Raw genomic sequence first — 22,624 nt, 5'->3', positions numbered from 1 at the left:
GGCGGAACTCCTTCGCCCGCCAGGCCTCCCACCACCATGAACTTCAACGATCGAATCGGCGGACCTGGCAGGTCGCGCTACCGTGCAGGCACCTGGGGCGCGCTCGGCGCCGTCGGCGGCATGGTGTCGGTGGTGGTCGGCAGCCTGGTGGCCGTCGTCGGCCTGCTGGTGTTGTGGATCTCGCTGGTGGTGGGCGCCATCGCCCTCTTCGGCTGGTGGGGCTGGCAGCGGCTGCGGGGGCGCCAGCCCGCGCAAGACCTGGTCAGCATGCTGGCCCGGCAGGCTGCGCGTGCCGGCCGCCCGCCCCGCGCCGGCGGCCAACGACTCAGTGAAGCCGACGTGGTGGACGTGGACGTGCGCGAAGTGCCCGAGCACCAGCCGCGCGACGGCGGCCGCTGGCCTCACTGAAGTCGCCATCAGTCGTTGGACTGCAGCGGCCAGCGCGGCCGCACGTCGAAGGCATAGTCGCGTGACGGCGTAGCGCGGCCGCTTTGCAGCCGCATCGCCGCCGCCATCGCGATCATCGCGCCGTTGTCGGTGCACAGGTCCAGCTCGGGGTAGTGCACCCGCACCCTGGCTTTCTGGCAGGCGGCATTGAGCTGGGCCCGAAGCTCGCTGTTGGCGCCCACGCCACCTGCCACCACCAGACGCTGCGCACCCGCCTCCTTCAGCGCCCGCATCGACTTCTTGACCAGCACTTCCACGATGGCGGCCTGCGTGCTGGCGGCCAGGTTGGCACGGTCTTGCTCGCAGACGTTGCTGCCCAGTTTGCGCACCTGGGTCAGCACCGCGGTCTTCAGGCCCGCGAACGAGAAGTCGAGGTTGCCGTTGTGCAGCAGCGGCCGCGGCAGCGCAAAGGCCGTGGGGTCGCCATACGCGGCCATGCGCGACAAGGCCGGCCCGCCCGGGTAGCCCAGGCCCAGCAGCTTGGCCGACTTGTCGAAGGCTTCGCCGGCCGCGTCGTCGATGGTCTCGCCCAGCATCTCGTAGTCGCCCACGCCGGCCACGTGCATCAGCTGGGTGTGGCCGCCCGAGACCAGCAGCGCGACGAACGGGAACTCCGGCGGATCGGCGGACAGGAACGGCGACAGCAGATGCCCTTCGAGGTGGTGCACGCCCAGCGTGGGCTTGTCCAGCGCGGCCGCCAGCGCACAGGCCACGCCGGCGCCCACCAGCAGGGCCCCGGCCAGCCCGGGGCCGCGGGTGAAGGCCACCAGGTCCACCGCGTCCAGGCCCAGGCCGGCCTTCGCCATCACCTGCCGGGTCAGCGGCAGCACCCGCCGGATGTGGTCGCGCGAAGCCAGTTCGGGCACCACGCCGCCATAGGCCTGGTGCATGTCGATCTGGCTGTGCAACGCATGGGCCAGCAGCCGCGGCACGCTCGTGCCATCGCTCGTCACCAGGGCCACACCGGTCTCGTCGCAGGACGATTCGATGCCAAGTACATTCATGCGCCCAGTGTAGTCAGCGCCGTCCTCGTGGCGCGAACCTTGCTCGCTCCGCCCCCATGCCGTCGCCGTCTCCGTCACCCCTGCGCATCGTCATCGTGGCGCCGGAATCGCTCTCGCCCGAGCCGCATGACGTGGACGCCTGGTGGGAGGCCGAACGCTCGCGCAGCCTGCGCATCGGCCTGCTAGAGGCCGGCTACAACATCGTCGCGGTGCTGCCGGTGGACGTGTTCCTGCCCGACCGGCTGGCGCAGATCCAGCCCGACATGATCGTGGTGGACGCCGAAAGCCAGGCCCGCGACACGCTGGAGCATGTGGTCATGGCCACCCGCGACGCGCGCCGGCCCATCGTGCTGTTCACCGACGACGAAGACACCAGCCATGTGCGCGATGCCATCGCGGCCGGCGTCACCGCTTATGTGGTGGCCGGCCTGGCGTCCGAGCGGGTGAAGCCGGTGCTGGACATCGCGATGGCGCGCTTCGAGCACGAGGAGCGACTGCGCACCGAACTGGCCCAGGCGCGCAACCAGCTCAGCGAACGCAAGGTGATCGAGCGCGCCAAGGGCATCCTGATGAAGCGCCAGGCCATCGGCGAAGAAGAGGCCTATGCCCGCCTGCGCAAGACGGCGATGGACAAGGGCCTGAAGCTGGCCGAGGTGGCGCAGCGCATCGTCGACGTGTCCGACCTGCTGGGCTGACCACCCGCACGCCAACGCGCCTGCACAGGCACCAGCGCAGCGCGCGGCCGGCACGCTAAACGTGCACCAGCCCTGGTTTACAGCCGCATTCGGCTGGCATGCGGCTTGCGACTAGACGTCTCCAAGAGGTCAACGGCGATCTCCTGAACACATCCTGGTGCGCCACCGCTGGCGCGCCGGGTACCGGACGAAGGCGTCCCCCACACCCCGAGGCGAAGCCCGGGTCTGTGAGGGACGCCTTTTTTGTTTGCCTTTTCTTCGTCTGTCAGCATCGGGGACCACATGCCAGCCAAGGATCAGATCAACATGGGACGCCGCCAACTCGTTGCCGCCGCCACCGCAGCCACCGCAGCGGGCGTCGTGCCCGGACTTCAATCCGCCGTGTACGCACAAGGCTCGGACAAGCCCGAGAAGGAGGAGGTGCGCATCGGCTTCATCCCGCTGACCGACTGCGCGTCGGTGGTGATGGCCTCGGTGCTGGGCTTCGACCGCAAGTACGGCGTCAAGATCATCCCCACCAAGGAAGCCTCCTGGGCCGGCGTGCGCGACAAGCTCGTCAACGGCGAGCTGGACATGGCCCACGTGCTCTACGGCCTGGTGTACGGCGTGCACCTGGGCGTGGGCATGCCCGGCAACAAGGGCAAGGACATGGCGGTGCTCATGACCTTGAACAACAACGGCCAGGCCATCACGCTGAGCAAGAAGCTGGCGGACAAGGGGGCGGTGGACGGTGCCTCGCTGGCCAAGGCCATGGCTGCCGAGAAGCGCGAATACACCTTCGCGCAGACCTTCCCCACCGGCACGCACGCGATGTGGCTGTACTACTGGCTGGCCAGCGTGGGCATCAACCCGATGAAGGACGCCAAGGTCATCACCGTGCCGCCGCCGCAGATGGTGGCCAACATGCGCGTGGGCAACATGGACGGCTACTGCGTCGGCGAGCCCTGGGGCCACCGCGCCATCATGGACGGCATCGGCATCACCGCCGTCACCACCCAGGACATCTGGAAGGACCACCCCGAGAAGGTGCTGGGCACCACCGGCGACTTCGTCAAGAAGTACCCCAACACCACCCGCGCGGTGATGATGGCGGTGCTGGAAGCCAGCCGCTGGATCGACGCCAGCCTGCAGAACAAGCTGAAGATGGCCGAGACCGTGGCCGACAAGGCCTACGTCAACACCGCCGTCGACGCCATCAACCAGCGCATCCTGGGCCGCTACCAGAACGGCCTGGGCAAGACCTGGGACGACCCCAACCACATGAAGTTCTTCAACGACGGCGCGGTGAACTTCCCGTACCTGTCGGACGGCATGTGGTTCCTGACCCAGCACAAGCGCTGGGGCCTGCTGCGCGAGCACCCCGACTACCTGGCCGTGGTCAAGCAGATCAACCAGGTCGACTTGTATAGACAGGTGGCCGGCGCGATGAAGATCAACCTGCCCAAGGACGTCATGCGCAGCAGCAAGCTGATCGACGGCGTGGTGTGGGACGGCAAGGAGCCGGCCAGGTACGCCGACGGCTTCAAGATCAAGCTCAGCGCCGCCTGACGCGGGACACAAGGAGAACCTCATGGTCAGTGCCGTGTTCCACTCACCGCTGCAAACGCAGGACGACGCCCAGGCCGGCGTGCCTGCCACCCCCGCCGACGAGGCCGCGCCGCCGGCCCCGCCCCGCCCCGCCGCCCCGGCGCGAACGCCCATCGACATGCGCGCTGTGTGGATGACGGTGCTGCCCCCCGTGGTGGGGCTGGCGCTGCTGGTGGTGGTGTGGGGGCTGCTCACCCGTGGCAGCACCAGCTTTCCCACGCCGCAGGCCACTTTCGAGGCGGCGGTCAAGCTCTTCGCCGACCCCTTCTACCGCAACGGCCCCAACGACCAGGGCATCGGCTGGAACATCCTGTTCTCGCTGGAGCGGGTGGCCGTGGGCTTCGGCCTGGCCGCGCTGGTGGGCATACCGCTGGGCTTCGTCATCGGCCGCTTCGAGTTCCTCAGCCGCATGGTCAACCCCTTGATCAGCCTGCTTCGGCCGGTGTCGCCGCTGGCCTGGCTGCCCATCGGTCTGCTGGTGTTCAAGGCCGCCAACCCGGCCGCCATCTGGACCATCTTCATCTGCTCGATCTGGCCGATGGTGATCAACACCGCGGTGGGTGTGCAGCGGGTGCCGCAGGACTACCTCAACGTGGCCCGGGTGCTGGACCTGAGCGAATGGAAGGTGATCACGCGCATCCTGTTCCCGGCGGTGCTGCCCTACATGCTGACCGGCGTGCGCCTGTCGGTGGGCACGGCCTGGCTGGTGATCGTGGCCGCCGAGATGCTGACCGGCGGCGTGGGCATCGGCTTCTGGGTGTGGGACGAGTGGAACAACCTCAACGTCCAGCACATCCTGATCGCCATCTTCGTCATCGGCATCGTGGGCCTGCTGCTCGAGCAGGCCCTGGTGGCGGTGGCACGGCGCTTCTCCTTCGACGACTGACCGGAGCCGACCATGACCGCATTCATCCAGGTGGACGGCGCCGAAATGGTGTTCAACACCCGCAAGGGCCGCTTCCATGCGCTGCGCGACATCCACCTGCAGGTGGCGCAAGGCGAGTTCATCACGCTGATCGGCCACTCCGGCTGCGGCAAGAGCACGCTGCTCAACCTGATCGCCGGCCTCACCCGGCCGACCGCGGGCGCCCTGATCTGCGACGGCCGCGAGATTGCCGCGCCGGGGCCGGAGCGGGCGGTGGTGTTCCAGAACCATTCGCTGCTGCCCTGGCTGACCTGCCAGGAGAACGTGCACCTGGGGGTGGAACGGGTGTTCGGCGCCCGCGAAACCAAGGCGCAACTCACGGCCCGCTCGCAGGCCGCGCTGGAACTGGTGGGCATGAGCCACGCCGCCGGCAAGCGCCCGCACGAGATCTCGGGCGGCATGAAGCAGCGCGTGGGCATCGCCCGTGCGCTGGCGATGGAGCCCAAGGTGCTGCTGATGGACGAGCCCTTCGGCGCGCTGGATGCGCTGACCCGCGCCAAGCTGCAGGACGAGCTGCTGAAGATCGTGGCCAGAACCCGCAGCACCGTGGTGATGGTGACGCACGATGTGGACGAAGCGGTGCTGCTGTCCGACCGCATCGTGATGATGACCAACGGCCCGGCCGCCACCATCGGCGAGATCCTGCAGGTGGACCTGGCCCGCCCGCGCGACCGTGTGGCGCTGGCCGAGGATGCCGACTACGTGCACTGCCGCAAGCAGGTGTTGGATTTCCTGTACACGCGGCACGGCCAGACCGCAAGAACTGCCGCCTGAACGGGTTTTATCTCCCCGTCAACCGATGCCACATCACTTTTATCATCTAATGGCACTTTCGCGTGGCGAAACGGGGCCGTGGGATGACAAGAGAGGCGATGGGATTGGCGGTGTACGCCTGGATGGCAGCCTTGCTGGTGGTGGGCATGGCCGCGCGGCTGCCCGCCCAGGAAGGCGCCTCAACTTCGCCTGAACAGCTTGCCGCGCGCCGTCTGGCCCTGGTGCTGTGGGCCTTGCTGGCGGCGGTGGCCTGGTGGGGCCTGCACCTGATGGTCACCGCCTATGCGGCACCCGACGCGCTGCTGCAGCGCCCCGGCTGGTTGCCCGCTGCCCTGCTGCCGCCCATCGGCGGCACCGTGGTCGCACGCCTGCTGCACCAGCGGCCCGGCCAGGCCCATCGCTGCCTGGCGGTGGTGTTGCAGGCGGGCGGCTGGCTGGCGCTGCCCATGGTCGCCATTGGCGCCGCCCTGCCCGGCGCCGAGCTGTCCTGGCAGCTGCCGTTGCTGGCTTGCGCCGCGCTGGCGCTGCTGCCTGCTTCGGCCCTCAGCCTGCGTGCGCCGCGCCTGCAGCGCCGTCCTGTGCCGCTGTTGATGGTGCATGCCGCGGTGGTGGGCGGCATGTGCGTAGCGGCAGACCTGGCGGTGCTGCATGCCGCCGAAACGATGCTCGAGGCCAGCCAGCAGGCTGCCAGTTCTGCCGCTGCTGGCGGCGGGTGGGCTTGGCTGTCCGGTACCGCCGGCAGCACAACGCGACAGCCCACGGTGCTGCTGCTGCTGGCGTTGGCCGTGGCGCCCGCGGTGGCCGGCCTGCTGGCCCTGGCCCAGGCGCTGGCCCTGCGCGTGATGGCGCTGCACGACCACGCCCGCGTGCAACGGCATGAGGCGGCCCTCACCCACCCCCTCACCTCGCTGCCCAACCGCCAGGCCTTCGAGCACCACCTGCAGGCAGCGGCCATGCGGGCCGACCGGCAGTGCCAGCGCCTGGCCGTCATGTGCATCAACGTCGATGGCCTGAAGACCATCAACGAATCCTTCGGCCCGGCGGCGGGCGACGCGCTCTTGTGCAGCATGGCGCGCCGCCTGCAGCGCCTCGCCGGCCCCAACGATCTGGTGGCCCATGCCTCGGGCGACGAGTTCCTGGTGCTGCTGGGCGGCAACCCCGACCGCGACACCGCCGCCCGCGCGGCCGGCCATGCCATCCAGCGCCTCAGCGACGTGCTGCTGCTGGAAGCGCGCGAGGTGGCCTCGTCCTGCTCCATCGGCCTGGCCATGTACCCGCAGGACGGCACGATGGCCACGCTGGTGACGCAGGCCAGCGCCGCGGTGCGCTGCGCCAAGCAGAACGGCCGCGCCAGCTACTGCTTCTTCGAAAGCCACATGACCGAGAGCAGCCGCGACCAGACCGAGCTGCTGCGCGACCTGCGCCGTGCCATCGAGCGCCGGCAGCTCGAGCTGATGTATCAGCCCAAGGTGGATGCACGCGACGGCCACATCACCGGCGTCGAGGCCTTGCTGCGCTGGCGCCACCCCGACCGCGGCTGGGTGCCGCCCGTGGTGTTCGTGCCGCTGGCCGAGCGCGCAGGCCTGATCGGGGCGCTGGGCGACTGGGTGATCGAAGAAGCCTGCCGGCAGATGCGGCGCTGGCTGCAGGACGGGCTGCGGCTGAAGGTGTCCATCAACCTGTCGGTGCACCAGCTGCGCCAGCCCGACCTGGCGCAGCGCATCAGCCAGGCCATGCAGCGCCACCAGGTGCCGCCCGGGCTGCTGAGCTGCGAGATCACCGAATCGGCCGCGATGGAAGACACCGGCATCACCCGCGGCCTGGTCGACCAGCTGGCCGCCGCCGGGGTGCCGTTGTCGATCGACGACTTCGGCACCGGGTACTCCAGCCTGGGCTACCTGCGCCGGCTGCCGGTGTCCGAGCTGAAGATCGACCGCAGCTTCGTGCTCGACCTGGCTACCAGCGGTGACGCCTGCGCGATCGTCGATGCGGTGATCCGCATGGCCCATGCGCTGGGGCTGACGGTGGTGGCCGAGGGCGTGGAAACCGAAGCCCAGCGCCGCCTGCTCAACCGCCTGGGCTGCGACCAGCTGCAGGGCTACCTGTACGCCAAGCCGATGAGCGCACGCCTGATCGCCACCTGGGCGCGCGATCCGGCGCCGACAGCGGTGACGCCCCAACCTGTGGAGCAGCTGGCTGGCACGCACGTTGCATACGAGTGACCCGACACCAGCTTGGTGTCTGTCTATCTCCTCAGCAGGGCACAGGAGCCCGTTTTGTCCAACCTCCCGGCATCACCGGGAGGTTTTTTTTTGCCCGTAGGGGCCGTCAGCCTGTCGTCGCCCTGTTACGGTGCGCACCAAACAGGCGCATGCCGCGATCAGTGGTTTTCGCGCGCGTGGTTGATCGTGTACTTGGGGATCTCGATCGTCAGATCGGTGCCCGATACGATGGCCTGGCAGGACAGGCGCGACTGCGGCTCCAGGCCCCAGGCGCGGTCCAGCAGGTCTTCTTCGCTCTCGTCCAGCTCGCCCAGCGAGTCGTAGCCCTGGCGCACCACCACGTGGCAGGTGGTGCAGGCGCAGCTCATGTCGCAGGCATGCTCGATCTCGATGCCGTTTTCGAGCAGCGCTTCGCACACCGAGGTGCCGGGCGCCGCCTCGATGGTGCGGCCCTGGGGGCAGAGTTCGGCGTGCGGCAGGATCTTGATGACGGTCATGGCGGTGGCGGTGTTCTTCTTCAGACGTCGTCGATGCTGCGGCCGGCCAGTGCCTGGCGGATGCCGCGGTTCATGCGCAGGGCCGCGAAGGCCTCGGTGCCTTGCGCCAGCGCCTCGACGGCAGCGTCGATGTCGTGGTGGTTGTCCAGCGCGGCGATGTCACGCACGCGCTGCATCAGGTGGTCGATCTCGGTGCGCTCGGCGCCGCTGAGCAGGTCGCCATCGGCGTCCAGCGCCGAGCGGGTGGCCAGCAGCATGCGGTCCGCCTCGACACGCGACTCGCGCAGCGCGCGGGCGGCCATGTCGGTCTCGGCCTGGGCAAAGCCTTCCTTCAGCATGCGGGCGATGTCGTCGTCGGCCAGGCCGTAGCTGGGCTTGACGGCGATGGCCGCTTCCACGCCCGACAGCATCTCGCGCGCCGACACGTTGAGCAGGCCGTCGGCATCGACCGCGAAGGTGACGCGGATGCGGGCGGCACCGGCCACCATCGGCGGAATGCCGCGCAGCTCGAAGCGCGCCAGCGAGCGGCAGTCGCTCACCAGCTCACGCTCGCCCTGCACCACGTGGATGGCCATCGCGGTCTGGCCGTCCTGGTAGGTGGTGAATTCCTGGGCCTTGGCGGTGGGAATCGTGCTGTTGCGCTCGATCACCCGCTCCACCAGGCCGCCCATGGTCTCCAGGCCCAGCGACAGCGGAATCACGTCCAGCAGCAGGATCTCGCCATCGGCCGAATTGCCCGCCAGCTGGTTGGCCTGCAGCGCGGCGCCGATGGCCACCACCTCGTCGGGGTTTACGTTGGTCAGCGGCTCGCGGCCGAAGGCCTCGGCCACGGCGGCGCGCACCGCCGGCATGCGGGTGGAGCCGCCCACCAGCACCACGCCCTGCACCTCATCGCGCGGCACCCGTGCATCGCGCAGCACGCGCTTGACGGCCGCCAGCGTGCGGTCGATCAGCGGGCGCGTCAGCGCATCGAACTGCGCACGGGTCACGGGCACGGCCAGCGGACCATCGGCCAGCGTGGCGGTCAGCGTGGCCTGGGGCGCATCGGTCAGCGCCTCCTTGGCGGCGCGGGCGGCCACCAGCATGGCACGCTTGTCCTGCGCGCTGGCGGCCTGGCGGCCGGCCTGCTGCAGCGCCCAATCGGCCAGCGCGCCGTCGAAGTCGTCGCCCCCCAGCGCGGCATCGCCACCGGTGGCCACCACCTCGAACACGCCGCGCGACAGCCGTAGCAGCGAGATGTCGAAGGTGCCGCCGCCCAGGTCGTAGACCGCGTAGAGGCCTTCGCTGGCGTTGTCCAGCCCGTAGGCCACGGCGGCCGCGGTGGGCTCGTTGATCAGCCGCAGCACGTTCAGCCCGGCCAGCTGGGCCGCGTCCTTGGTGGCCTGGCGTTGCGCGTCGTCGAAGTAGGCGGGCACCGTGATCACCGCGCCGAAGATCTCGTCGGTGTCGAAGGTGTCTTCGGCCCGCTGGCGCAGCGTGGCCAGGATCTCGGCCGACACCTCCACCGGCGACTTGATGCCGGCGCGCGTGTCCAACGCCACCATGCCGGGCTGGTCGACGAAGCGGTAAGGCAGCTTGGCATGGCCCTGGATGTCGGCCAGTGCACGGCCCATGAAGCGCTTGACCGAGACGACGGTGTTCTCGGGGTCTTCGGCCTGCGCGGCCAGCGCGGCGGCGCCGATCTGGCGGCGCTGCGCATCGAGGTAGCGCACCGCCGAAGGCAGGATCACGCGGCCATCGTCATCGGGCAGGCACTCGGCCACGCCATGGCGCACGGCGGCCACCAGCGAGTGGGTGGTACCCAGGTCGATGCCGACGGCGATGCGGCGCTGGTGTGGGTCGGGCGCCTGGCCCGGTTCGGAGATCTGGAGCAATGCCATAAGTCTTCTTATTGTCCCAAGCTGTCCAGCCGGCGGTCGATGTCGTCACGAAAGCGCGCGACGAACATGAGGGCTCTGACGCGTTGCGCGGCCTGCTGCGCGGCTCCGGCATCGCCTTGCGCATCCAGCAGCGTGGCCAGTTCGGCCATCAGGCCGGCTTCGGCCTGACGAACCTCGTCGTCCAGCGCTTCCACCGCCGGCACGTCGCCAGCGTCGTCCAGCGCCTCGCGCCACTCCATCTGCTGCATCAGGAAGGCGGCCGGCATCGCGGTGTTGTTCTCGGCGTTGATCGGCGCGCCGCGCAGCTCGCACAGGTAGGCTGCGCGCTGCAGCGGGTTCTTCAGCCGGCCGTAGGCCTCGTTCACCCGCACCGACCATTGCATGGCCACGCGTTGGGCGGCGCCACCTTCGGCCGCGAAACGGTCGGGGTGCACCTTGGCCTGCAGCTCGCGCCAGCGCTGGTCGAGCTCGGCGCGGTCCAGCGCAAAGCGCTGCGGCAGGCCGAACAAGGTGAAGTCGTCGTCTGCCAGGTTCATGCGCCCACCTGCTTTTCGTAGAACACGCTCAGGCCGTTGTCGGGGTAGCCGCCGAAGGGCCCACGCCGGACGTAGCCGCAGCGCTCATAAAGGCGCACCGCCGCATGCTGGTCGCTGCCGGTTTCCAGCAGCGCACGCCGGATGCCCTGCCCCGCCAACTGCGCTTCCAGCGCCTGCAGCAGGCGTTCGGCCAGCCGCTGGCCGCGCAGCGCCGGGTCCACGTACATGCGCTTGATCTCGCCATAGGGCTGGCCGCCGGTCTCCGGCTCGGCCGGCATGCGCCGCACCGCGCCGCAGCCGACGATGGTCTCGCCCTGCCAGGCCGCCAGGAAGTGCACCTCGGGCGCCAGCAGCGCCTGCACATCAAGGATGTGGTTGTCCTCGGGCGCATAGAGGCTGGCCAGGTACTCGTCCAGCGCGGCCAGCAAGGCCACCACCTGCGGGTGATCGGGGGGGGTCGGGCGGATGGAAGGTTCAGTCACGGCACGAAGCGACGTCGGGGCGGCGGACAAAAAAAAGCGCGGCCGTCGAAGCAGCCGCGCGGTCGGCGGAACGGCGGTCAGACGCGGAAGGACTCGCCACAACCGCAGCGATCCTTCTCGCGCGGGTTGTGGAACTTGAAGCCCTCGTTCAAGCCTTCGCGCACGAAATCCAGTTCGGTGCCGTCCAGGTACGGCAGGCTCTTGGGGTCGATCAACACCTTGACGCCATGGCCCTCGAACACGATGTCCTCGGGCGCCAGCTCGTCGGCGTATTCCAGCTTGTAGGCCAGGCCCGAGCAGCCGGTGGTCTTGACGCCGAGCCGCACGCCCACGCCCTTGCCGCGGCGGCTCAGGTACTTGGTGACGTGCCGCGCGGCGGCTTCGGTCAGCGTGACAGCCATCTCGAGCCCTTACTGCGCTTTCTTGCGGTAGTCCTCGACGGCGGCCTTGATCGCGTCCTCGGCCAGGATCGAGCAGTGGATCTTCACCGGCGGCAGCGCCAGCTCCTGCGCGATCTGGGTGTTCTTGATGGTCAGCGCCTCGTCCAGCGACTTGCCCTTCACCCATTCGGTGACCAGCGAGCTGGAAGCGATGGCCGAACCGCAGCCGTAGGTCTTGAACTTGGCGTCCTCGATCAGGCCGGTGGCGGGGTTGACCTTGATCTGCAGCTTCATCACGTCGCCGCAGGCCGGGGCACCCACCATGCCGGTGCCCACGGTGTCGTCACCCTTGTCGAAACCGCCGACGTTGCGGGGGTTCTCGTAGTGGTCGATGACCTTGTCGCTGTATGCCATGTTCTTCTCCTCTAACTCAGTGTGCGGACCACTGGATGGTGCTCAGGTCCACACCATCCTTGAACATCTCCCACAGCGGGGACAGCTCGCGCAGCTTGGCCACACGGTCCTTCAGCGTGGTGACGGCGTAATCGATCTCTTCCTGCGTGGTGAAGCGGCCGATCGTCATGCGCAGGCTGGAGTGCGCCAGCTCGTCGCTGCGGCCCAGGGCACGCAGCACGTAGCTGGGTTCCAGGCTGGCCGAGGTGCAGGCGGAGCCGGAGCTCACGGCCAGGCCCTTGACGCCCATGATCAGCGACTCACCCTCGACGAAGTTGAACGAGATGTTGACGTTGTGCGGCACGCGCTGCTCGGCGTGACCGTTCAGGAAGGTCTGCTCGATGTCCTTCAGGCCATTGATCAGCCGCTGCTGCAGCATGCGGATGCGCTCGTTCTCGGCACCCATCTCTTCGCGGGCGATGCGGTAGGCCTCGCCCATGCCGACGATCTGGTGCGTGGGCAGCGTGCCCGAGCGCATGCCGCGCTCATGGCCGCCACCGTGCATCTGCGCCTCGATGCGCACACGCGGCTTGCGGCGTACGTACAGCGCGCCGATGCCCTTGGGGCCGTAGGTCTTGTGCGAGGCCAGGCTCATCAGGTCGATGGGCAGCTCGGCCAGGTTGATCTGGACCTTGCCCGTGGCCTGCGCGGCGTCGACGTGGAAGATGATGCCCTTCTCGCGGCACAGGTTGCCGATGGCCGGGATGTCCTGGATGACGCCGATCTCGTTGTTCACGAACATGACCGAGACCAGGATGGTGTCGGGCCGCAGCGCCGCCTTCAGCTTCTCGAGGTCGATCAGGCCGTCCGGCTCCACATCGAGGTAGGTCGCATCAAAGCCCTGGCGCTCCAGCTCACGCACGGTGTCGAGCACGGCCTTGTGCTCGGTCTTGATGGTGACGATGTGCTTGCCGCGGGTCTTGTAGAAGTTGGCCGCACCCTTGAGGGCCAGGTTGATGGACTCGGTGGCGCCGGAGGTCCAGACGATTTCGCGCGGGTCGGCGCCCACCAGGTCGGCCACCTGCTGGCGGGCCTTCTCGACGGCCTCTTCCGCTTCCCAGCCCCAGGCATGGCTGCGCGACGCCGGGTTGCCGAAGTGCTCGCGCAGCCAGGGCACCATCGCGTCGACGACGCGGGGGTCGCACGGCGTGGTGGCGCCGTAATCCATGTAGATCGGGAAATGCGGGGTCATGTCCATGGCGAGGGGCTGGGCGGCCACCGCGGTTGCGGTGAGCCTGCCGCTTGGATCGTTGAAGGTTTACTTGGAGAACGCGGAGCCGAGGGCGAACACCGAGTTCGGCGCGGTGACCTTGATGGGCTTGACCACCGGCACCGACGAGATCGCGCGCTTGACCGGCGCTTCCTCGATCGACACGCCCTTGGCGATCTGGTCTTCGACCAGCTTCTTCAGGGTGATGGAGTCGAGGAACTCGATCATCTTGGTGTTCAGGCTGGCCCACAGGTCGTGCGTCATGCAGCGGCCCGAGTCGTCACCCATGCAGTTTTCCTTGCCGGCGCAGCCGGTGGCGTCGATGGGCTCGTCCACGGCCACGATGATGTCGGCCACGGTGATCTCGTCGGACTTGCGGCCCAGCGAGTAGCCGCCGCCGGGGCCGCGGGTGCTTTCGACCAGTTCGTGGCGGCGCAGCTTGCCGAACAGCTGTTCCAGGTAGGACAGGGAAATCTGCTGCCGCTGGCTGATGGCCGCGAGTGCCACCGGGCCGTTGTTCGACCGCAGGGCCAGGTCGATCATCGCGGTAACGGCAAATCGGCCTTTGGTGGTGAGTCGCATGAATCGCTCCTATTGCTTCGGAAATGCCAGACGGCGGGCCAACCTCAGGCGCTGGAGGCGCCTACCGGGTTAACCCCCGACTGATTCCGAGTGGGTTACTCAAGTATAACTGAAGTTGAGCTTTTCGGTCGAGATTGCTCGCCGAAGTTCCCCACGGCAGGCGTCATGCCTGTGGCGGCACCGCCTCCAGCTGCCGCCGAATGTGTGCCACCAGGCCGTCGCAGGCGTGCTCGATGAGGTCGAGCACATGGTCGAAACCGCCCGCCGGACCGTAATAAGGGTCAGGGACGCGGCCACTGCCGCGCGGGCGTTGCGGGTCGGTGGCGTGGTCCAGCAGCAGGCTCAGCTCGGCCGTAGCATCGGCCGGGCGCACGCGGCGCAGCTCGCGCAGGTTCTCGTCGTCCATCGCCAGGATCAGGTCGAAGCGGCGGAAGTCGTCCACGCTCACCTGCCGCGCCCGCAAGCCCGCCAGCGCATAACCGCGCTGCTGCGCATGGCGGATGGCGCGGGCATCCGGCTTTTCACCGACGTGGTAGCCGCTGGTGCCGGCGGAATCCACCTGCACCGCCTCGGAGAGGCCGGCGGCCTCCAGCTTGGCGCGCAGCACGCCTTCGGCCGTGGGTGAGCGGCAGATGTTGCCCAGGCACACCATCAACACCCGGTAGCGCACCGCCGACTCATCGCGGCCGCCCACGCCCAGCAGCTGTTTGGCAAAACGCATCACCATGTCCGACCCACCTTCATGAAGCCCTTCATGCCCGGCCCACCAGCGGCACCACGTTGCTGTCGTGGCCAGCCGCCCCGAAGGCCTGCTCGCGCAGCACCGCCAGCTGGTCGCGCACCCGCGCCGCCTTCTCGAACTCGAGGTTGCGGGCGTGTTCCAGCATCTGCTTTTCCAGCAGCTTGATGCGCTTGCCCAGGTCCTTCTCGCTCATGGCTTCCACCTCGGCGGCGGCCTGCGCATTCTTCAGGTCGTCCTTGGCGGTCTTGTCGCTCACCACGCCGTCGATCAGCTCGCGCACCTTCTTGTTCAGCGCGCGCGGCACGATGCCCATGGCCTCGTTGTGCGCGATCTGCTTGGCCCGGCGGCGCTCGGTCTCGTCGATGGCCTTGCGCATCGAGTCGGTGATGCGGTCGGCGTACAGGATGGCGCGGCCGTTGAGGTTGCGCGCCGCGCGGCCGATGGTCTGGATCAGGCTGCGCTCGGCACGCAGGAAGCCTTCCTTGTCGGCGTCCAGGATGGCCACCAGCGACACCTCGGGAATGTCCAGGCCCTCGCGCAGCAGGTTGATGCCCACCAGCACGTCGAAGGTGCCCAGCCGCAGGTCGCGCAGGATCTCCACCCGCTCCACCGTGTCGATGTCCGAGTGCATGTAGCGCACCTTGACGCCGTTGTCGCTCAGGTAGTCGGTCAGCTGCTCGGCCATGCGCTTGGTCAGCGTGGTGATCAGCACCCGTTCGCCAATGACCACGCGGTCGCGGATCTCCTGCAGCACGTCGTCCACCTGCTGCTGGGCGGGGCGCACTTCCACGATGGGATCGACCAGGCCGGTGGGCCGCACCACCTGCTCCACCACCTGGCCGGCATGCTCCTTCTCGTAGGCCGCGGGCGTGGCCGAGACGAACACCGCCTGCCGCACCTTGCGCTCGAATTCCTCGAACTTCAGCGGTCGGTTGTCCATCGCGCTAGGAAGGCGGAAACCGAATTCCACCAGCGTGCTCTTGCGTGCGCGGTCGCCGTTGTACATGGCGCCCAGCTGGCCCATCAGCACATGCGATTCGTCGAAGAACATCACCGCGTCCTTGGGCATGTAGTCCACCAGCGTGGGCGGCGGATCGCCCGGCGCGGCGCCCGAGAGGTGGCGGGTGTAGTTCTCGATGCCCTTGCAGTGGCCCACCTCCTGCAGCATCTCCAGGTCGAAGCGGGTGCGCTGCTCCAGCCGCTGCGCCTCCACCAGCTTGCCGGCCTTGACCAGCTCATCGAGCCGCCAGCGCAGCTCTTCCTTGATGCCCTCGATGGCCCGCAGCACGCTTTCGCGCGGCGTCACGTAATGGCTGCTGGGGTAGATGACGAAGCGCGGGATCTTCTGGCGGATCTGCCCGGTCAGCGGGTCGAACAGCGACAGCGACTCGATCTCGTCGTCGAACAGCTCCAGCCGGATGGCCAGCTCCGAGTGTTCGGCCGGGAACACGTCGATGCGGTCGCCGCGCACGCGGAAGCTGCCGCGCGAGAAGTCGGTCTCGTTGCGCTTGTACTGCATGCGGATCAGCTGCGCGATGGCGTCACGCTGGCCGATCTTGTCGCCCACCCGCACGATGAAGCGCATCTGGGTGTAGTCCTCGGGCTTGCCGATGCCGTAGATGGCACTCACGCTCGCCACGATCACCACGTCGCGCCGCTCCAGCACGCTCTTGGTGGCCGACAGCCGCATCTGCTCGATGTGCTCGTTGATCGACGAGTCCTTCTCGATGAACAGGTCGCGCTGCGGCACGTAGGCCTCGGGCTGGTAGTAGTCGTAGTAGCTGACGAAGTACTCCACCGCGTTCTTCGGGAAGAACTCGCGGAACTCCGAGTACAGCTGCGCCGCCAGCGTCTTGTTGGGCGCGAAGACGATCGCCGGCCGGCCCAGCCGCGCGATCACGTTGGCCATCGTGAAGGTCTTGCCCGAGCCGGTCACGCCCAGCAGCGTCTGGTAGGCCAGGCCGTCGTTCACGCCTTCGACCAGCTGCGCGATCGCCTGCGGCTGGTCGCCGGCCGGTGGATAAGGCTGGAAAAGCTGGAACGGGGAGCCGGGATAACTGACGAACTCACCCGCCGGCGGGGTGGAGGCTTCGGTTTCCGCCACTGCGGTCATGGGCCATCTCCTAAAATGCCGAGCGCCGTTACACGCCAAACGGCCAACCCTGCAGGGTACAGCAGCCGCTCACGCCAGGCGCAGCCCGTACACATCGGGCCTTTTCAGGAAAACACAATGTCGCTCTTCGCCAAAGTAGAAATGGCCCCCCGGGACCCGATCCTGGGTCTGTCGGAACAGTTCAATGCCGACCCCAACCCGAAGAAGGTCAACCTGGGCGTCGGGGTGTACTACGACGACAACGGCAAGCTGCCGCTGCTGGCCTGCGTGGCCCAGGCCGAAAAGCAGATGGTCGAAGCCCCCAAGGCCCGCGGCTACCTGCCCATCGACGGCATCGCCGCCTATGACAAGGCCGTGCAGGGCCTGGTGTTCGGGGCCGACAGCGAGGTGGTCAAGGGCGGCCGCGTGGCCACGGTGCAGGCCGTGGGCGGCACCGGCGGCCTGAAGATCGGCGCCGACTTCCTCAAGCGCCTGAACCCCGCCGCCAAGGTGCTGATCAGCGACCCCAGCTGGGAGAACCACCGCGCGCTGTTCACCAACGCCGGCTTCCCGGTGGACGCTTATCCCTACTACGACGCCGAACGCCGCGGCGTGGCCTTCGACGCCATGCTGGCTGCCCTCGGCCAGGCCGACGCCGGCACCATCGTCGTGCTGCACGCCTGCTGCCACAACCCCACCGGCTACGACATCACGCCCGCGCAATGGCAGCAGGTGATCGATGTGGTGAAGTCGCGCGGCCTGGTGCCCTTCCTGGACATGGCCTACCAGGGCTTCGGCCAGGGCATCGCCGAAGACGGCGCCGTGGTGCAGCAGTTCCTGGCCGCCGGCATCGACTTCTTCGTCTCCACCTCGTTCTCCAAGAGCTTCTCGCTCTACGGTGAGCGCGTGGGCGCGCTGTCGGTGGTGTGCAGCAGCGCCGAAGAAGCCGGCCGCGTGCTCAGCCAGCTGAAGATCGTCATCCGCACCAACTACTCCAACCCGCCCACCCACGGCGCCCAGGTGGTGGCCACGGTGCTGACCACGCCAGAGCTGCGCCGCATGTGGGAAGAAGAACTGGCCGGCATGCGCGCCCGCATCAAGCTGATGCGCACGGCGCTGGTCGACAAGCTCACCGCCGCCGGCTTCAAGGGCGACCTGAGCTACATCACCCGCCAGCAGGGCATGTTCAGCTACTCGGGCCTGAACAAGGACCAGATGGTGCGCCTGCGCAACGAATTCGGCGTCTACGGCGTCGATTCGGGCCGCATCTGCGTGGCCGCGCTCAACAGCCACAACATCGACGCGGTGGCTGCGGCCATGGCGGCGGTGGCCTGAGGCACCACGACAAGCGCTTGAAAGGCCCGGTTCGCCGGGCCTTTTTCGTGGGCCCGCGGCTTGCCGCAGGTCGGCGACAATCAAGGCCCTTTCCCGAGGTTGATTCCGATGCTCTACCAGCTTTATGAATCGCAACGTGCGCTGCTCGCGCCGTTTTCCGAATTCGCCAGTGCCTCGTCCAAGCTGTACGACCATCCGCTGTCGCCCTTCACCCACACGCCGCTGGCGCACCGCATCTCGGCGGGCTTCGAGCTGCTGCACCGGCTGTCCAAGGAATACGAGAAGCCGCCGTTCAACATCAACTCGGTGACCGTCGGCGGCACCGAGGTGGCCATCCAGGAACAGGTGGCCGCCACCAAGCCGTTCTGCCGGCTGCTGCGCTTCAAGCGCTTCACCGACAACGGCCCGGTGCTGGAGCAGATGAAGCAGCAGCCAACCGTGCTGGTGGTGGCGCCGCTGTCAGGCCACCATGCCACGCTGCTGCGCGACACCGTGCGCAGCCTGCTGCAGGACCACAAGGTCTACATCACCGACTGGACCGACGCGCGCATGGTGCCGGCCGACGTGGGCCCGTTCCACCTGGACGACTACGTGGCCTATGTGCAGGAGTTCATCGAGCTGATCGGCCCCGAGGTCAACGTCATCTCGGTGTGCCAGCCCACCGTGCCGGTGCTGGCGGCGGTGTCGCTGCAGTCCACGCTGGGCCGCACCGTGCCGCGCACGATGACGATGATGGGTGGCCCCATCGACGCCCGCCGTTCGCCCACCGCGGTGAACAACCTGGCGATGAACAAGAGCTTCGAGTGGTTCGAGAACAACGTGATCCACCGGGTGCCGGTCAACTACCCCGGCGCCGGCCGGCTGGTGTACCCGGGCTTCCTGCAGCACACCGGCTTCGTGGCGATGAACCCCGACCGCCACCTCACCTCGCACTACGACTTTTTCCTGGACCTGGTGCGTGGCGACGATGAAAGCGCCGAGACCCACCGCAGCTTCTACGACGAGTACAACGCGGTGCTGGACCTGCCCGCCGAGTACTACCTGGACACCATCAAGACGGTGTTCCAGGACTTCGCGCTGGTCAACGGCACCTGGCACGTCAAGGGCCAGCTGGTGCGGCCGCAGGACATCACCGGCCCGGCGCTGCTGACCATCGAAGGCGAGCTGGACGACATCTCCGGCGCCGGCCAGACCCGGGCCGCGCACGACCTGTGCACCGGCATCGACAAGTCGCGCCAGTTCCACTACGACGTGATCGGCGCCGGCCACTACGGCATCTTCTCGGGCCGCCGCTGGCGCGAGAAGGCCTACCCCGAGGTGCGCGACTTCATCCGCCGTTTCTCGGCCGAACCGGCCCAGGCCCAGCTGCCGCTGGAAGCCGGCTCCGCTGCGGCGCCCAGCCGCCCGGCCGCCCGCAAGGCCCCGGCACGCCGCCGCGGCGCGGCCTGAGCGGCCTGCGCCGCCGCCGCGAAGTGCAGGCTCACCACCGGATAATCGGCCGGTGAGCCTGCCGTCCCCTTCCCTGCCCGCCTTTCCAGAACCGGTGTCGGTCGACGCGATCGACGCCCTGCTGCCGCAGACCCAGTGCACCCGCTGCGGCTACCCCGACTGCCGCCACTATGCCCAGGCCATTGCCGCGGGGCAGGCCGCCATCAACCGCTGCCCGCCCGGCGGCCAGGCAGGCGTGGCCCGCCTGGCCGCCCTCACCGGCCAGCCGGCGCTGCCGCTGGATGCGGCCTGCGGCCAGGAAGGCCCGCTGCTGCGCGCGGTGATCGACGAAGCCTGGTGCATCGGCTGCACGCTGTGCATCGGCGCCTGCCCGGTCGACTGCATCGTGGGCGCGCCCAAGCAGATGCACACCGTGGTGGCCGAGCAGTGCACCGGCTGTGAGCTGTGCGTGCCGGCCTGCCCGGTGGACTGCATCCGGCTCGAGCCGGTGAGCGGCGAGCGCACCGGCTGGGCCGCCTGGAGCGCCGCGCAGGCCGACGAGGCGCGCGAGCGCTATGCCTTCCACCAGATGCGCACGGCCCGCGCGGCGCAGGAGAACGAAGCGCGGCTGGCCGCCAAGGCCCAGGCCAAGCTGGCCGACCTGCCGGCCGCCAGCCAGCTCACCGACCCCGCGGCGCTGGACCGCAAGCGCGCGGTGATCGAGGCCGCGCTGGCCCGCGCCCGGGATCGTCAACGCCAGGGCCAGGGCACCCCATGAAAACCGCCGACATCGAACCCTTCTTCGCCACCCTCAAGGCCGCCAATCCGCAGCCCGAGACCGAGCTCGAATACACCAACCCCTTCGAGCTGCTGGCCGCGGTGCTGCTGTCGGCCCAGGCCACCGACGCGGGCGTGAACAAGGCCACCCGGCGGCTGTTTCCGCGGGCCAACACGCCGCAAAAGATGCTGGACCTGGGGCTGGAACAGGTGACCGAGCACATCCGCACCATCGGCCTGTTCCGCACCAAGGCCAAGAACCTGCTGGAAACCTGCCGCATCCTGGTGGAACAGCATGGCGGACAGATTCCACGCAGCCGCGAAGCGCTGGAGGCCCTGCCCGGCGTGGGCCGCAAGACCGCCAACGTGGTGCTGAACGTGGTGTTCGGCGAGCCAACGATGGCGGTGGACACGCACATCTTCCGCGTCAGCAACCGCACCGGCCTGGCCCCTGGCAAGACGCCGCTGGCCGTGGAGCTGAAGCTGCTGGCCCGCGTGCCACCGGCCTACCTGGCCGATGCGCACCACTGGCTCATCCTGCACGGGCGCTATGTTTGCCAAGCCCGCAGGCCGCTGTGCGAAGCCTGCCAGGTGCGGCCCTGGTGCGACTTTGGTCGTGCGCTGGACCGTGCGGCGCGCAAGAAGGACGCCACATGCTGATCGACCGCGCGCTGCTGCACAGCTTGTCGCTGCAACTCACCGACGGCGAAATCGACGCTCGCGGCTACCTGGAAGAGGTGGCCCGGCTGCTCACCCGCTGGGTGGGCTGCTCGCGCGCGGGCCTCTGGACCTTCATCGACACCGACACCGGCCCGGCGCTGCATTGCGTGGCGATGGTGGACGCCGGCCTGCCGCAGCGCAGCGGCCTGCCCACCGACATCCACAGCGCCCACCATGCCGACTACTTCCAGCTGCTGCTGGACGAAGGCTGCGTGGTGGCCGACGACGCGCGCAGCCACCCGGCCTGCGTCGGCTTCCTGCACGAGTACCTGCTGCCGCAGAACGTGTACTCGCTGCTGGACGTGTGCCACTCGGTCAATGGCGAGCTGTTCGGCGTCGTCACCTGCGAGCAAGTGGACGGCCCGATCACCTGGTCGGCGCGCCAGCTGCAGACGGTGCGCCAGCTGGTCAGCCGTGCGGGCCTGACGCTGCGCGAAGCCAGCCTGGCGCTGGGGGTGGCGTACCGCCGGCCGCACCAAGGCAAGGCCTGGAACGACACGGATTGGGGATGAGCAGCGCCTGCCCGTAGGCGGGCGGGCGCGGCCAGTCGGCCGGCTGCAGCGTGCCCTGCCCCGCCACCCGCAGCGCATTGATCCAGCCGGCATGGGCCACCAGCAACGCCGGGCCGGGCGGCAGGTCGGCCACGAAGGCCTGCATGCGCTGGCGCAGGGCAGCCACCGTTTCGCCACCACCGGGGGCGTGGTGCTCGAAGTCGGCGTCCCAGCCGGCGAAGTCTGCCGCACGGAGCGTGGACCACGCGCGGCCGTCCCAGCGGCCGAAGTCCAGCTCCAGCAGCCGGTCATCGATGCGGTGCTCGAAGCCCAGCCGGGCCAGCGCGCGGCCCACATCGGCACAACGCCGCAGCGGCGAGGTGTAGATGATGCGCGGCAGGCGGTTGGCCCGCACCGCCTGCCGGATGCGCCGCGCCAGCCGCCGCGCCCGGCGCGGGTCCAGCCGCAGGTCGGTGCGGCCGATGCAGCGGCCCTCGGCGCCCTGCGGGCGCGGGTGGCGCCACAGCCAGATCATCGCGTCGTCCGTGGCGGCGCTCATGCCAGGCCCGGCACGGTGGCCGCCAAGGCCAGGTAGCCGGCCAGCTCGGTCCACTGCTGGGTGGCGCCCAGCGCATCGCCGGTGTAGCCACCCAGCCGGCGGCGCAGCCAGCGGGCGCACACCGCCACCACGGCCGCCATCGCCAGCACCACGGCCAGCACGCGGGCCGGCGGCCAGCCCAGCGCCACCGCGGCGCCCGCCAGCAGCAGGCCCCAGCCCAGCGCCACGGCCAGGCCGCCGCCACTGATCTGCTGCGCGAGCGGCTTGGCCTTGGCATGTTCCAGGTCGCCGCCGTAGGGCAGCAGCCGCAGCATCACCACCGTGGCGGCGCGTGACAGGCCATGCGCCAACACCAGCGCCACCGCGGTGCGCAACGGCCCGGCGGCGGCCAGCAAAGCGGCCAGCGCCGCGGCCTTGAGCGCCAGCGTCAATAGGAGGCCCAGCGCGCCGTAGCTGCCCAGGCGCGAGTCCTTCATGATGGCCAGTGCACGTTCACGCGTCACCGCGCCGCCCAGGCCGTCGCAGGTGTCGGCCACGCCGTCTTCATGGAAGCCGCCGGTCAGCCACACCGTGGCCGCCATCGACAGCAGCACTGCCACCAGCGGCGGCCACAGCGCGGCGGCGCCGCACAGCACCAGCGCGCCCCAGCCGCCCACCACCGCGCCCACCAGCGGAAAGTGGCGGGCGCAGGCATGCAGCCAGGCGGGGTCGAAGCGGCCTTCCTGCAGCGGTATGCGCACCGGCAGCCGGGTGAGGAACTGCGCGGCCACCAGCACCAGCCGCACTTCGTGGCGCAGGCCCATGCG

General features: G+C 69.0%; 24 protein-coding genes. 11 read left to right on the top strand and 13 right to left on the bottom strand.

Annotated elements, in window-relative coordinates; translation table 11 throughout:
* The first annotated feature begins 36 nt into the window (after window positions 1–36).
* Entirely contained in the window at window positions 37–408 is a 372-nt protein-coding gene (locus MW290_RS22855; protein WP_250199946.1) for a hypothetical protein, read from the top strand.
* Between the two features lie 8 nt (window positions 409–416).
* Here the strand turns inward: MW290_RS22855 and tsaD are convergent, their stop codons facing one another.
* On the bottom strand, window positions 417–1,451 hold the full coding sequence (gene tsaD / locus MW290_RS22850) for a tRNA (adenosine(37)-N6)-threonylcarbamoyltransferase complex transferase subunit TsaD (protein WP_250199945.1): 1,035 nt from the start codon (window positions 1,449–1,451) through the stop codon (window positions 417–419).
* A 56-nt stretch (window positions 1,452–1,507) separates the two neighbouring features.
* Between tsaD and MW290_RS22845 the strand changes: the two genes are divergently transcribed.
* The 5 genes from MW290_RS22845 (at window position 1,508) to MW290_RS22825 (ending at window position 7,654) form a co-directional block, all read left to right on the top strand.
* Window positions 1,508–2,146 carry an ANTAR domain-containing response regulator gene (locus MW290_RS22845; RefSeq protein ID WP_250199944.1) on the top strand — a complete coding sequence of 213 codons (639 nt, stop codon included), beginning with the start codon at window positions 1,508–1,510 and terminating at the stop codon, window positions 2,144–2,146.
* A gap of 306 nt (window positions 2,147–2,452) precedes the next feature.
* A complete protein-coding gene (locus tag MW290_RS22840; protein ID WP_250199943.1) occupies window positions 2,453–3,694 on the top strand; it encodes a CmpA/NrtA family ABC transporter substrate-binding protein in 1,242 nt (413 codons plus the stop codon).
* 22 nt (window positions 3,695–3,716) lie between these two features.
* Window positions 3,717–4,619 carry a nitrate ABC transporter permease gene (ntrB, locus tag MW290_RS22835; protein ID WP_250199942.1) on the top strand — a complete coding sequence of 301 codons (903 nt, stop codon included), beginning with the start codon at window positions 3,717–3,719 and terminating at the stop codon, window positions 4,617–4,619.
* A gap of 12 nt (window positions 4,620–4,631) precedes the next feature.
* On the top strand, window positions 4,632–5,432 hold the full coding sequence (locus MW290_RS22830) for an ABC transporter ATP-binding protein (RefSeq protein ID WP_250199941.1): 801 nt from the start codon (window positions 4,632–4,634) through the stop codon (window positions 5,430–5,432).
* A gap of 98 nt (window positions 5,433–5,530) precedes the next feature.
* On the top strand, window positions 5,531–7,654 hold the full coding sequence (locus tag MW290_RS22825) for a putative bifunctional diguanylate cyclase/phosphodiesterase (RefSeq protein ID WP_250199940.1): 2,124 nt from the start codon (window positions 5,531–5,533) through the stop codon (window positions 7,652–7,654).
* A gap of 158 nt (window positions 7,655–7,812) precedes the next feature.
* Here MW290_RS22825 and fdx read toward each other — a convergent pair whose 3' ends face one another.
* From fdx to uvrB, 10 genes are all read right to left on the bottom strand, one after another.
* Window positions 7,813–8,151 (bottom strand): ISC system 2Fe-2S type ferredoxin, encoded by a 339-nt coding sequence (fdx, locus tag MW290_RS22820; protein ID WP_250199939.1) that lies wholly within the window; start codon window positions 8,149–8,151, stop codon window positions 7,813–7,815.
* A gap of 20 nt (window positions 8,152–8,171) precedes the next feature.
* Window positions 8,172–10,031, bottom strand: coding sequence for a Fe-S protein assembly chaperone HscA (gene hscA / locus MW290_RS22815; protein ID WP_250199938.1), 1,860 nt, complete (start codon window positions 10,029–10,031; stop codon window positions 8,172–8,174).
* A gap of 8 nt (window positions 10,032–10,039) precedes the next feature.
* Window positions 10,040–10,567, bottom strand: coding sequence for a Fe-S protein assembly co-chaperone HscB (gene hscB, locus MW290_RS22810; RefSeq protein WP_250199937.1), 528 nt, complete (start codon window positions 10,565–10,567; stop codon window positions 10,040–10,042).
* Complete coding sequence (locus MW290_RS22805; protein WP_250199936.1) at window positions 10,564–11,049, bottom strand: GNAT family N-acetyltransferase; 486 nt, start codon at window positions 11,047–11,049, stop codon at window positions 10,564–10,566. The genes hscB and MW290_RS22805 overlap by 4 nt, the downstream gene beginning before the upstream one ends.
* A gap of 77 nt (window positions 11,050–11,126) precedes the next feature.
* The gene (gene iscA, locus MW290_RS22800) at window positions 11,127–11,450 is read right to left on the bottom strand and encodes an iron-sulfur cluster assembly protein IscA (RefSeq protein ID WP_250199935.1); all 324 of its coding nucleotides are present in this window, start codon (window positions 11,448–11,450) and stop codon (window positions 11,127–11,129) included.
* A gap of 9 nt (window positions 11,451–11,459) precedes the next feature.
* Window positions 11,460–11,843, bottom strand: coding sequence for a Fe-S cluster assembly scaffold IscU (gene iscU / locus MW290_RS22795; RefSeq protein WP_250199934.1), 384 nt, complete (start codon window positions 11,841–11,843; stop codon window positions 11,460–11,462).
* 16 nt (window positions 11,844–11,859) lie between these two features.
* On the bottom strand, window positions 11,860–13,074 hold the full coding sequence (locus MW290_RS22790; protein ID WP_375142965.1) for an IscS subfamily cysteine desulfurase: 1,215 nt from the start codon (window positions 13,072–13,074) through the stop codon (window positions 11,860–11,862).
* Window positions 13,075–13,140: 66 nt separating this feature from the next.
* Window positions 13,141–13,674, bottom strand: coding sequence for a Fe-S cluster assembly transcriptional regulator IscR (iscR, locus tag MW290_RS22785; RefSeq protein WP_046115290.1), 534 nt, complete (start codon window positions 13,672–13,674; stop codon window positions 13,141–13,143).
* A 163-nt stretch (window positions 13,675–13,837) separates the two neighbouring features.
* Window positions 13,838–14,395, bottom strand: coding sequence for a low molecular weight protein-tyrosine-phosphatase (locus MW290_RS22780; RefSeq protein ID WP_250199932.1), 558 nt, complete (start codon window positions 14,393–14,395; stop codon window positions 13,838–13,840).
* A gap of 31 nt (window positions 14,396–14,426) precedes the next feature.
* A complete protein-coding gene (gene uvrB / locus MW290_RS22775; RefSeq protein WP_250199931.1) occupies window positions 14,427–16,529 on the bottom strand; it encodes an excinuclease ABC subunit UvrB in 2,103 nt (700 codons plus the stop codon).
* A 117-nt stretch (window positions 16,530–16,646) separates the two neighbouring features.
* Here uvrB and MW290_RS22770 point away from each other — a divergent pair, with 117 nt between their 5' ends.
* The 5 genes from MW290_RS22770 (at window position 16,647) to MW290_RS22750 (ending at window position 21,280) form a co-directional block, all read left to right on the top strand.
* On the top strand, window positions 16,647–17,843 hold the full coding sequence (locus MW290_RS22770; protein WP_250199930.1) for an amino acid aminotransferase: 1,197 nt from the start codon (window positions 16,647–16,649) through the stop codon (window positions 17,841–17,843).
* Window positions 17,844–17,951: 108 nt separating this feature from the next.
* Window positions 17,952–19,292 carry a polyhydroxyalkanoate depolymerase gene (locus MW290_RS22765; protein WP_250199929.1) on the top strand — a complete coding sequence of 447 codons (1,341 nt, stop codon included), beginning with the start codon at window positions 17,952–17,954 and terminating at the stop codon, window positions 19,290–19,292.
* Between the two features lie 58 nt (window positions 19,293–19,350).
* Entirely contained in the window at window positions 19,351–20,049 is a 699-nt protein-coding gene (gene rsxB, locus MW290_RS22760; protein WP_250200091.1) for an electron transport complex subunit RsxB, read from the top strand.
* On the top strand, window positions 20,046–20,708 hold the full coding sequence (gene nth / locus MW290_RS22755) for an endonuclease III (RefSeq protein WP_250199928.1): 663 nt from the start codon (window positions 20,046–20,048) through the stop codon (window positions 20,706–20,708). Before rsxB ends, nth begins: the two co-directional genes overlap by 4 nt.
* Window positions 20,702–21,280: a GAF domain-containing protein gene (locus MW290_RS22750; RefSeq protein WP_250199927.1), complete on the top strand. Its 579-nt coding sequence runs from the start codon at window positions 20,702–20,704 to the stop codon at window positions 21,278–21,280. The genes nth and MW290_RS22750 overlap by 7 nt, the downstream gene beginning before the upstream one ends.
* Here MW290_RS22750 and MW290_RS22745 read toward each other — a convergent pair.
* On the bottom strand, window positions 21,177–21,818 hold the full coding sequence (locus tag MW290_RS22745) for a histidine phosphatase family protein (protein ID WP_250199926.1): 642 nt from the start codon (window positions 21,816–21,818) through the stop codon (window positions 21,177–21,179). The two genes, MW290_RS22750 and MW290_RS22745, sit on opposite strands and share 104 nt — an antisense overlap.
* On the bottom strand, window positions 21,815–22,621 hold the full coding sequence (locus tag MW290_RS22740) for an adenosylcobinamide-GDP ribazoletransferase (protein ID WP_250199925.1): 807 nt from the start codon (window positions 22,619–22,621) through the stop codon (window positions 21,815–21,817). The genes MW290_RS22745 and MW290_RS22740 overlap by 4 nt, the downstream gene beginning before the upstream one ends.
* Between the last annotated feature and the right edge of the window lie 3 nt (window positions 22,622–22,624).

The sequence above is a fragment of the Aquincola tertiaricarbonis genome (genome assembly GCF_023573145.1).
GTDB classification, from domain to species: Bacteria; Pseudomonadota; Gammaproteobacteria; order Burkholderiales; family Burkholderiaceae_C; genus Aquincola; species Aquincola tertiaricarbonis_B.
The sequence above is the reverse complement of the archived record's forward strand: the minus strand, read 5'-3'. Positions and strand labels throughout refer to the sequence as shown.

Coding starts and splice junctions, on each gene's coding strand:
- MW290_RS22855 (WP_250199946.1), top strand. CDS start 37: ATGAACTTCAACGATCGAATCGGCGGACCTGGCAGGTCGCGCTACCGT.
- tsaD (WP_250199945.1), bottom strand. CDS start 1,451: ATGAATGTACTTGGCATCGAATCGTCCTGCGACGAGACCGGTGTGGCC.
- MW290_RS22845 (WP_250199944.1), top strand. CDS start 1,508: ATGCCGTCGCCGTCTCCGTCACCCCTGCGCATCGTCATCGTGGCGCCG.
- MW290_RS22840 (WP_250199943.1), top strand. CDS start 2,453: ATGGGACGCCGCCAACTCGTTGCCGCCGCCACCGCAGCCACCGCAGCG.
- ntrB (WP_250199942.1), top strand. CDS start 3,717: ATGGTCAGTGCCGTGTTCCACTCACCGCTGCAAACGCAGGACGACGCC.
- MW290_RS22830 (WP_250199941.1), top strand. CDS start 4,632: ATGACCGCATTCATCCAGGTGGACGGCGCCGAAATGGTGTTCAACACC.
- MW290_RS22825 (WP_250199940.1), top strand. CDS start 5,531: ATGGGATTGGCGGTGTACGCCTGGATGGCAGCCTTGCTGGTGGTGGGC.
- fdx (WP_250199939.1), bottom strand. CDS start 8,151: ATGACCGTCATCAAGATCCTGCCGCACGCCGAACTCTGCCCCCAGGGC.
- hscA (WP_250199938.1), bottom strand. CDS start 10,031: ATGGCATTGCTCCAGATCTCCGAACCGGGCCAGGCGCCCGACCCACAC.
- hscB (WP_250199937.1), bottom strand. CDS start 10,567: ATGAACCTGGCAGACGACGACTTCACCTTGTTCGGCCTGCCGCAGCGC.
- iscA (WP_250199935.1), bottom strand. CDS start 11,450: ATGGCTGTCACGCTGACCGAAGCCGCCGCGCGGCACGTCACCAAGTAC.
- iscU (WP_250199934.1), bottom strand. CDS start 11,843: ATGGCATACAGCGACAAGGTCATCGACCACTACGAGAACCCCCGCAAC.
- MW290_RS22790 (WP_375142965.1), bottom strand. CDS start 13,074: ATGACCCCGCATTTCCCGATCTACATGGATTACGGCGCCACCACGCCG.
- iscR (WP_046115290.1), bottom strand. CDS start 13,674: ATGCGACTCACCACCAAAGGCCGATTTGCCGTTACCGCGATGATCGAC.
- MW290_RS22780 (WP_250199932.1), bottom strand. CDS start 14,395: ATGCGTTTTGCCAAACAGCTGCTGGGCGTGGGCGGCCGCGATGAGTCG.
- uvrB (WP_250199931.1), bottom strand. CDS start 16,529: ATGACCGCAGTGGCGGAAACCGAAGCCTCCACCCCGCCGGCGGGTGAG.
- MW290_RS22770 (WP_250199930.1), top strand. CDS start 16,647: ATGTCGCTCTTCGCCAAAGTAGAAATGGCCCCCCGGGACCCGATCCTG.
- MW290_RS22765 (WP_250199929.1), top strand. CDS start 17,952: ATGCTCTACCAGCTTTATGAATCGCAACGTGCGCTGCTCGCGCCGTTT.
- nth (WP_250199928.1), top strand. CDS start 20,046: ATGAAAACCGCCGACATCGAACCCTTCTTCGCCACCCTCAAGGCCGCC.
- MW290_RS22750 (WP_250199927.1), top strand. CDS start 20,702: ATGCTGATCGACCGCGCGCTGCTGCACAGCTTGTCGCTGCAACTCACC.
- MW290_RS22745 (WP_250199926.1), bottom strand. CDS start 21,818: ATGAGCGCCGCCACGGACGACGCGATGATCTGGCTGTGGCGCCACCCG.
- MW290_RS22740 (WP_250199925.1), bottom strand. CDS start 22,621: ATGGGCCTGCGCCACGAAGTGCGGCTGGTGCTGGTGGCCGCGCAGTTC.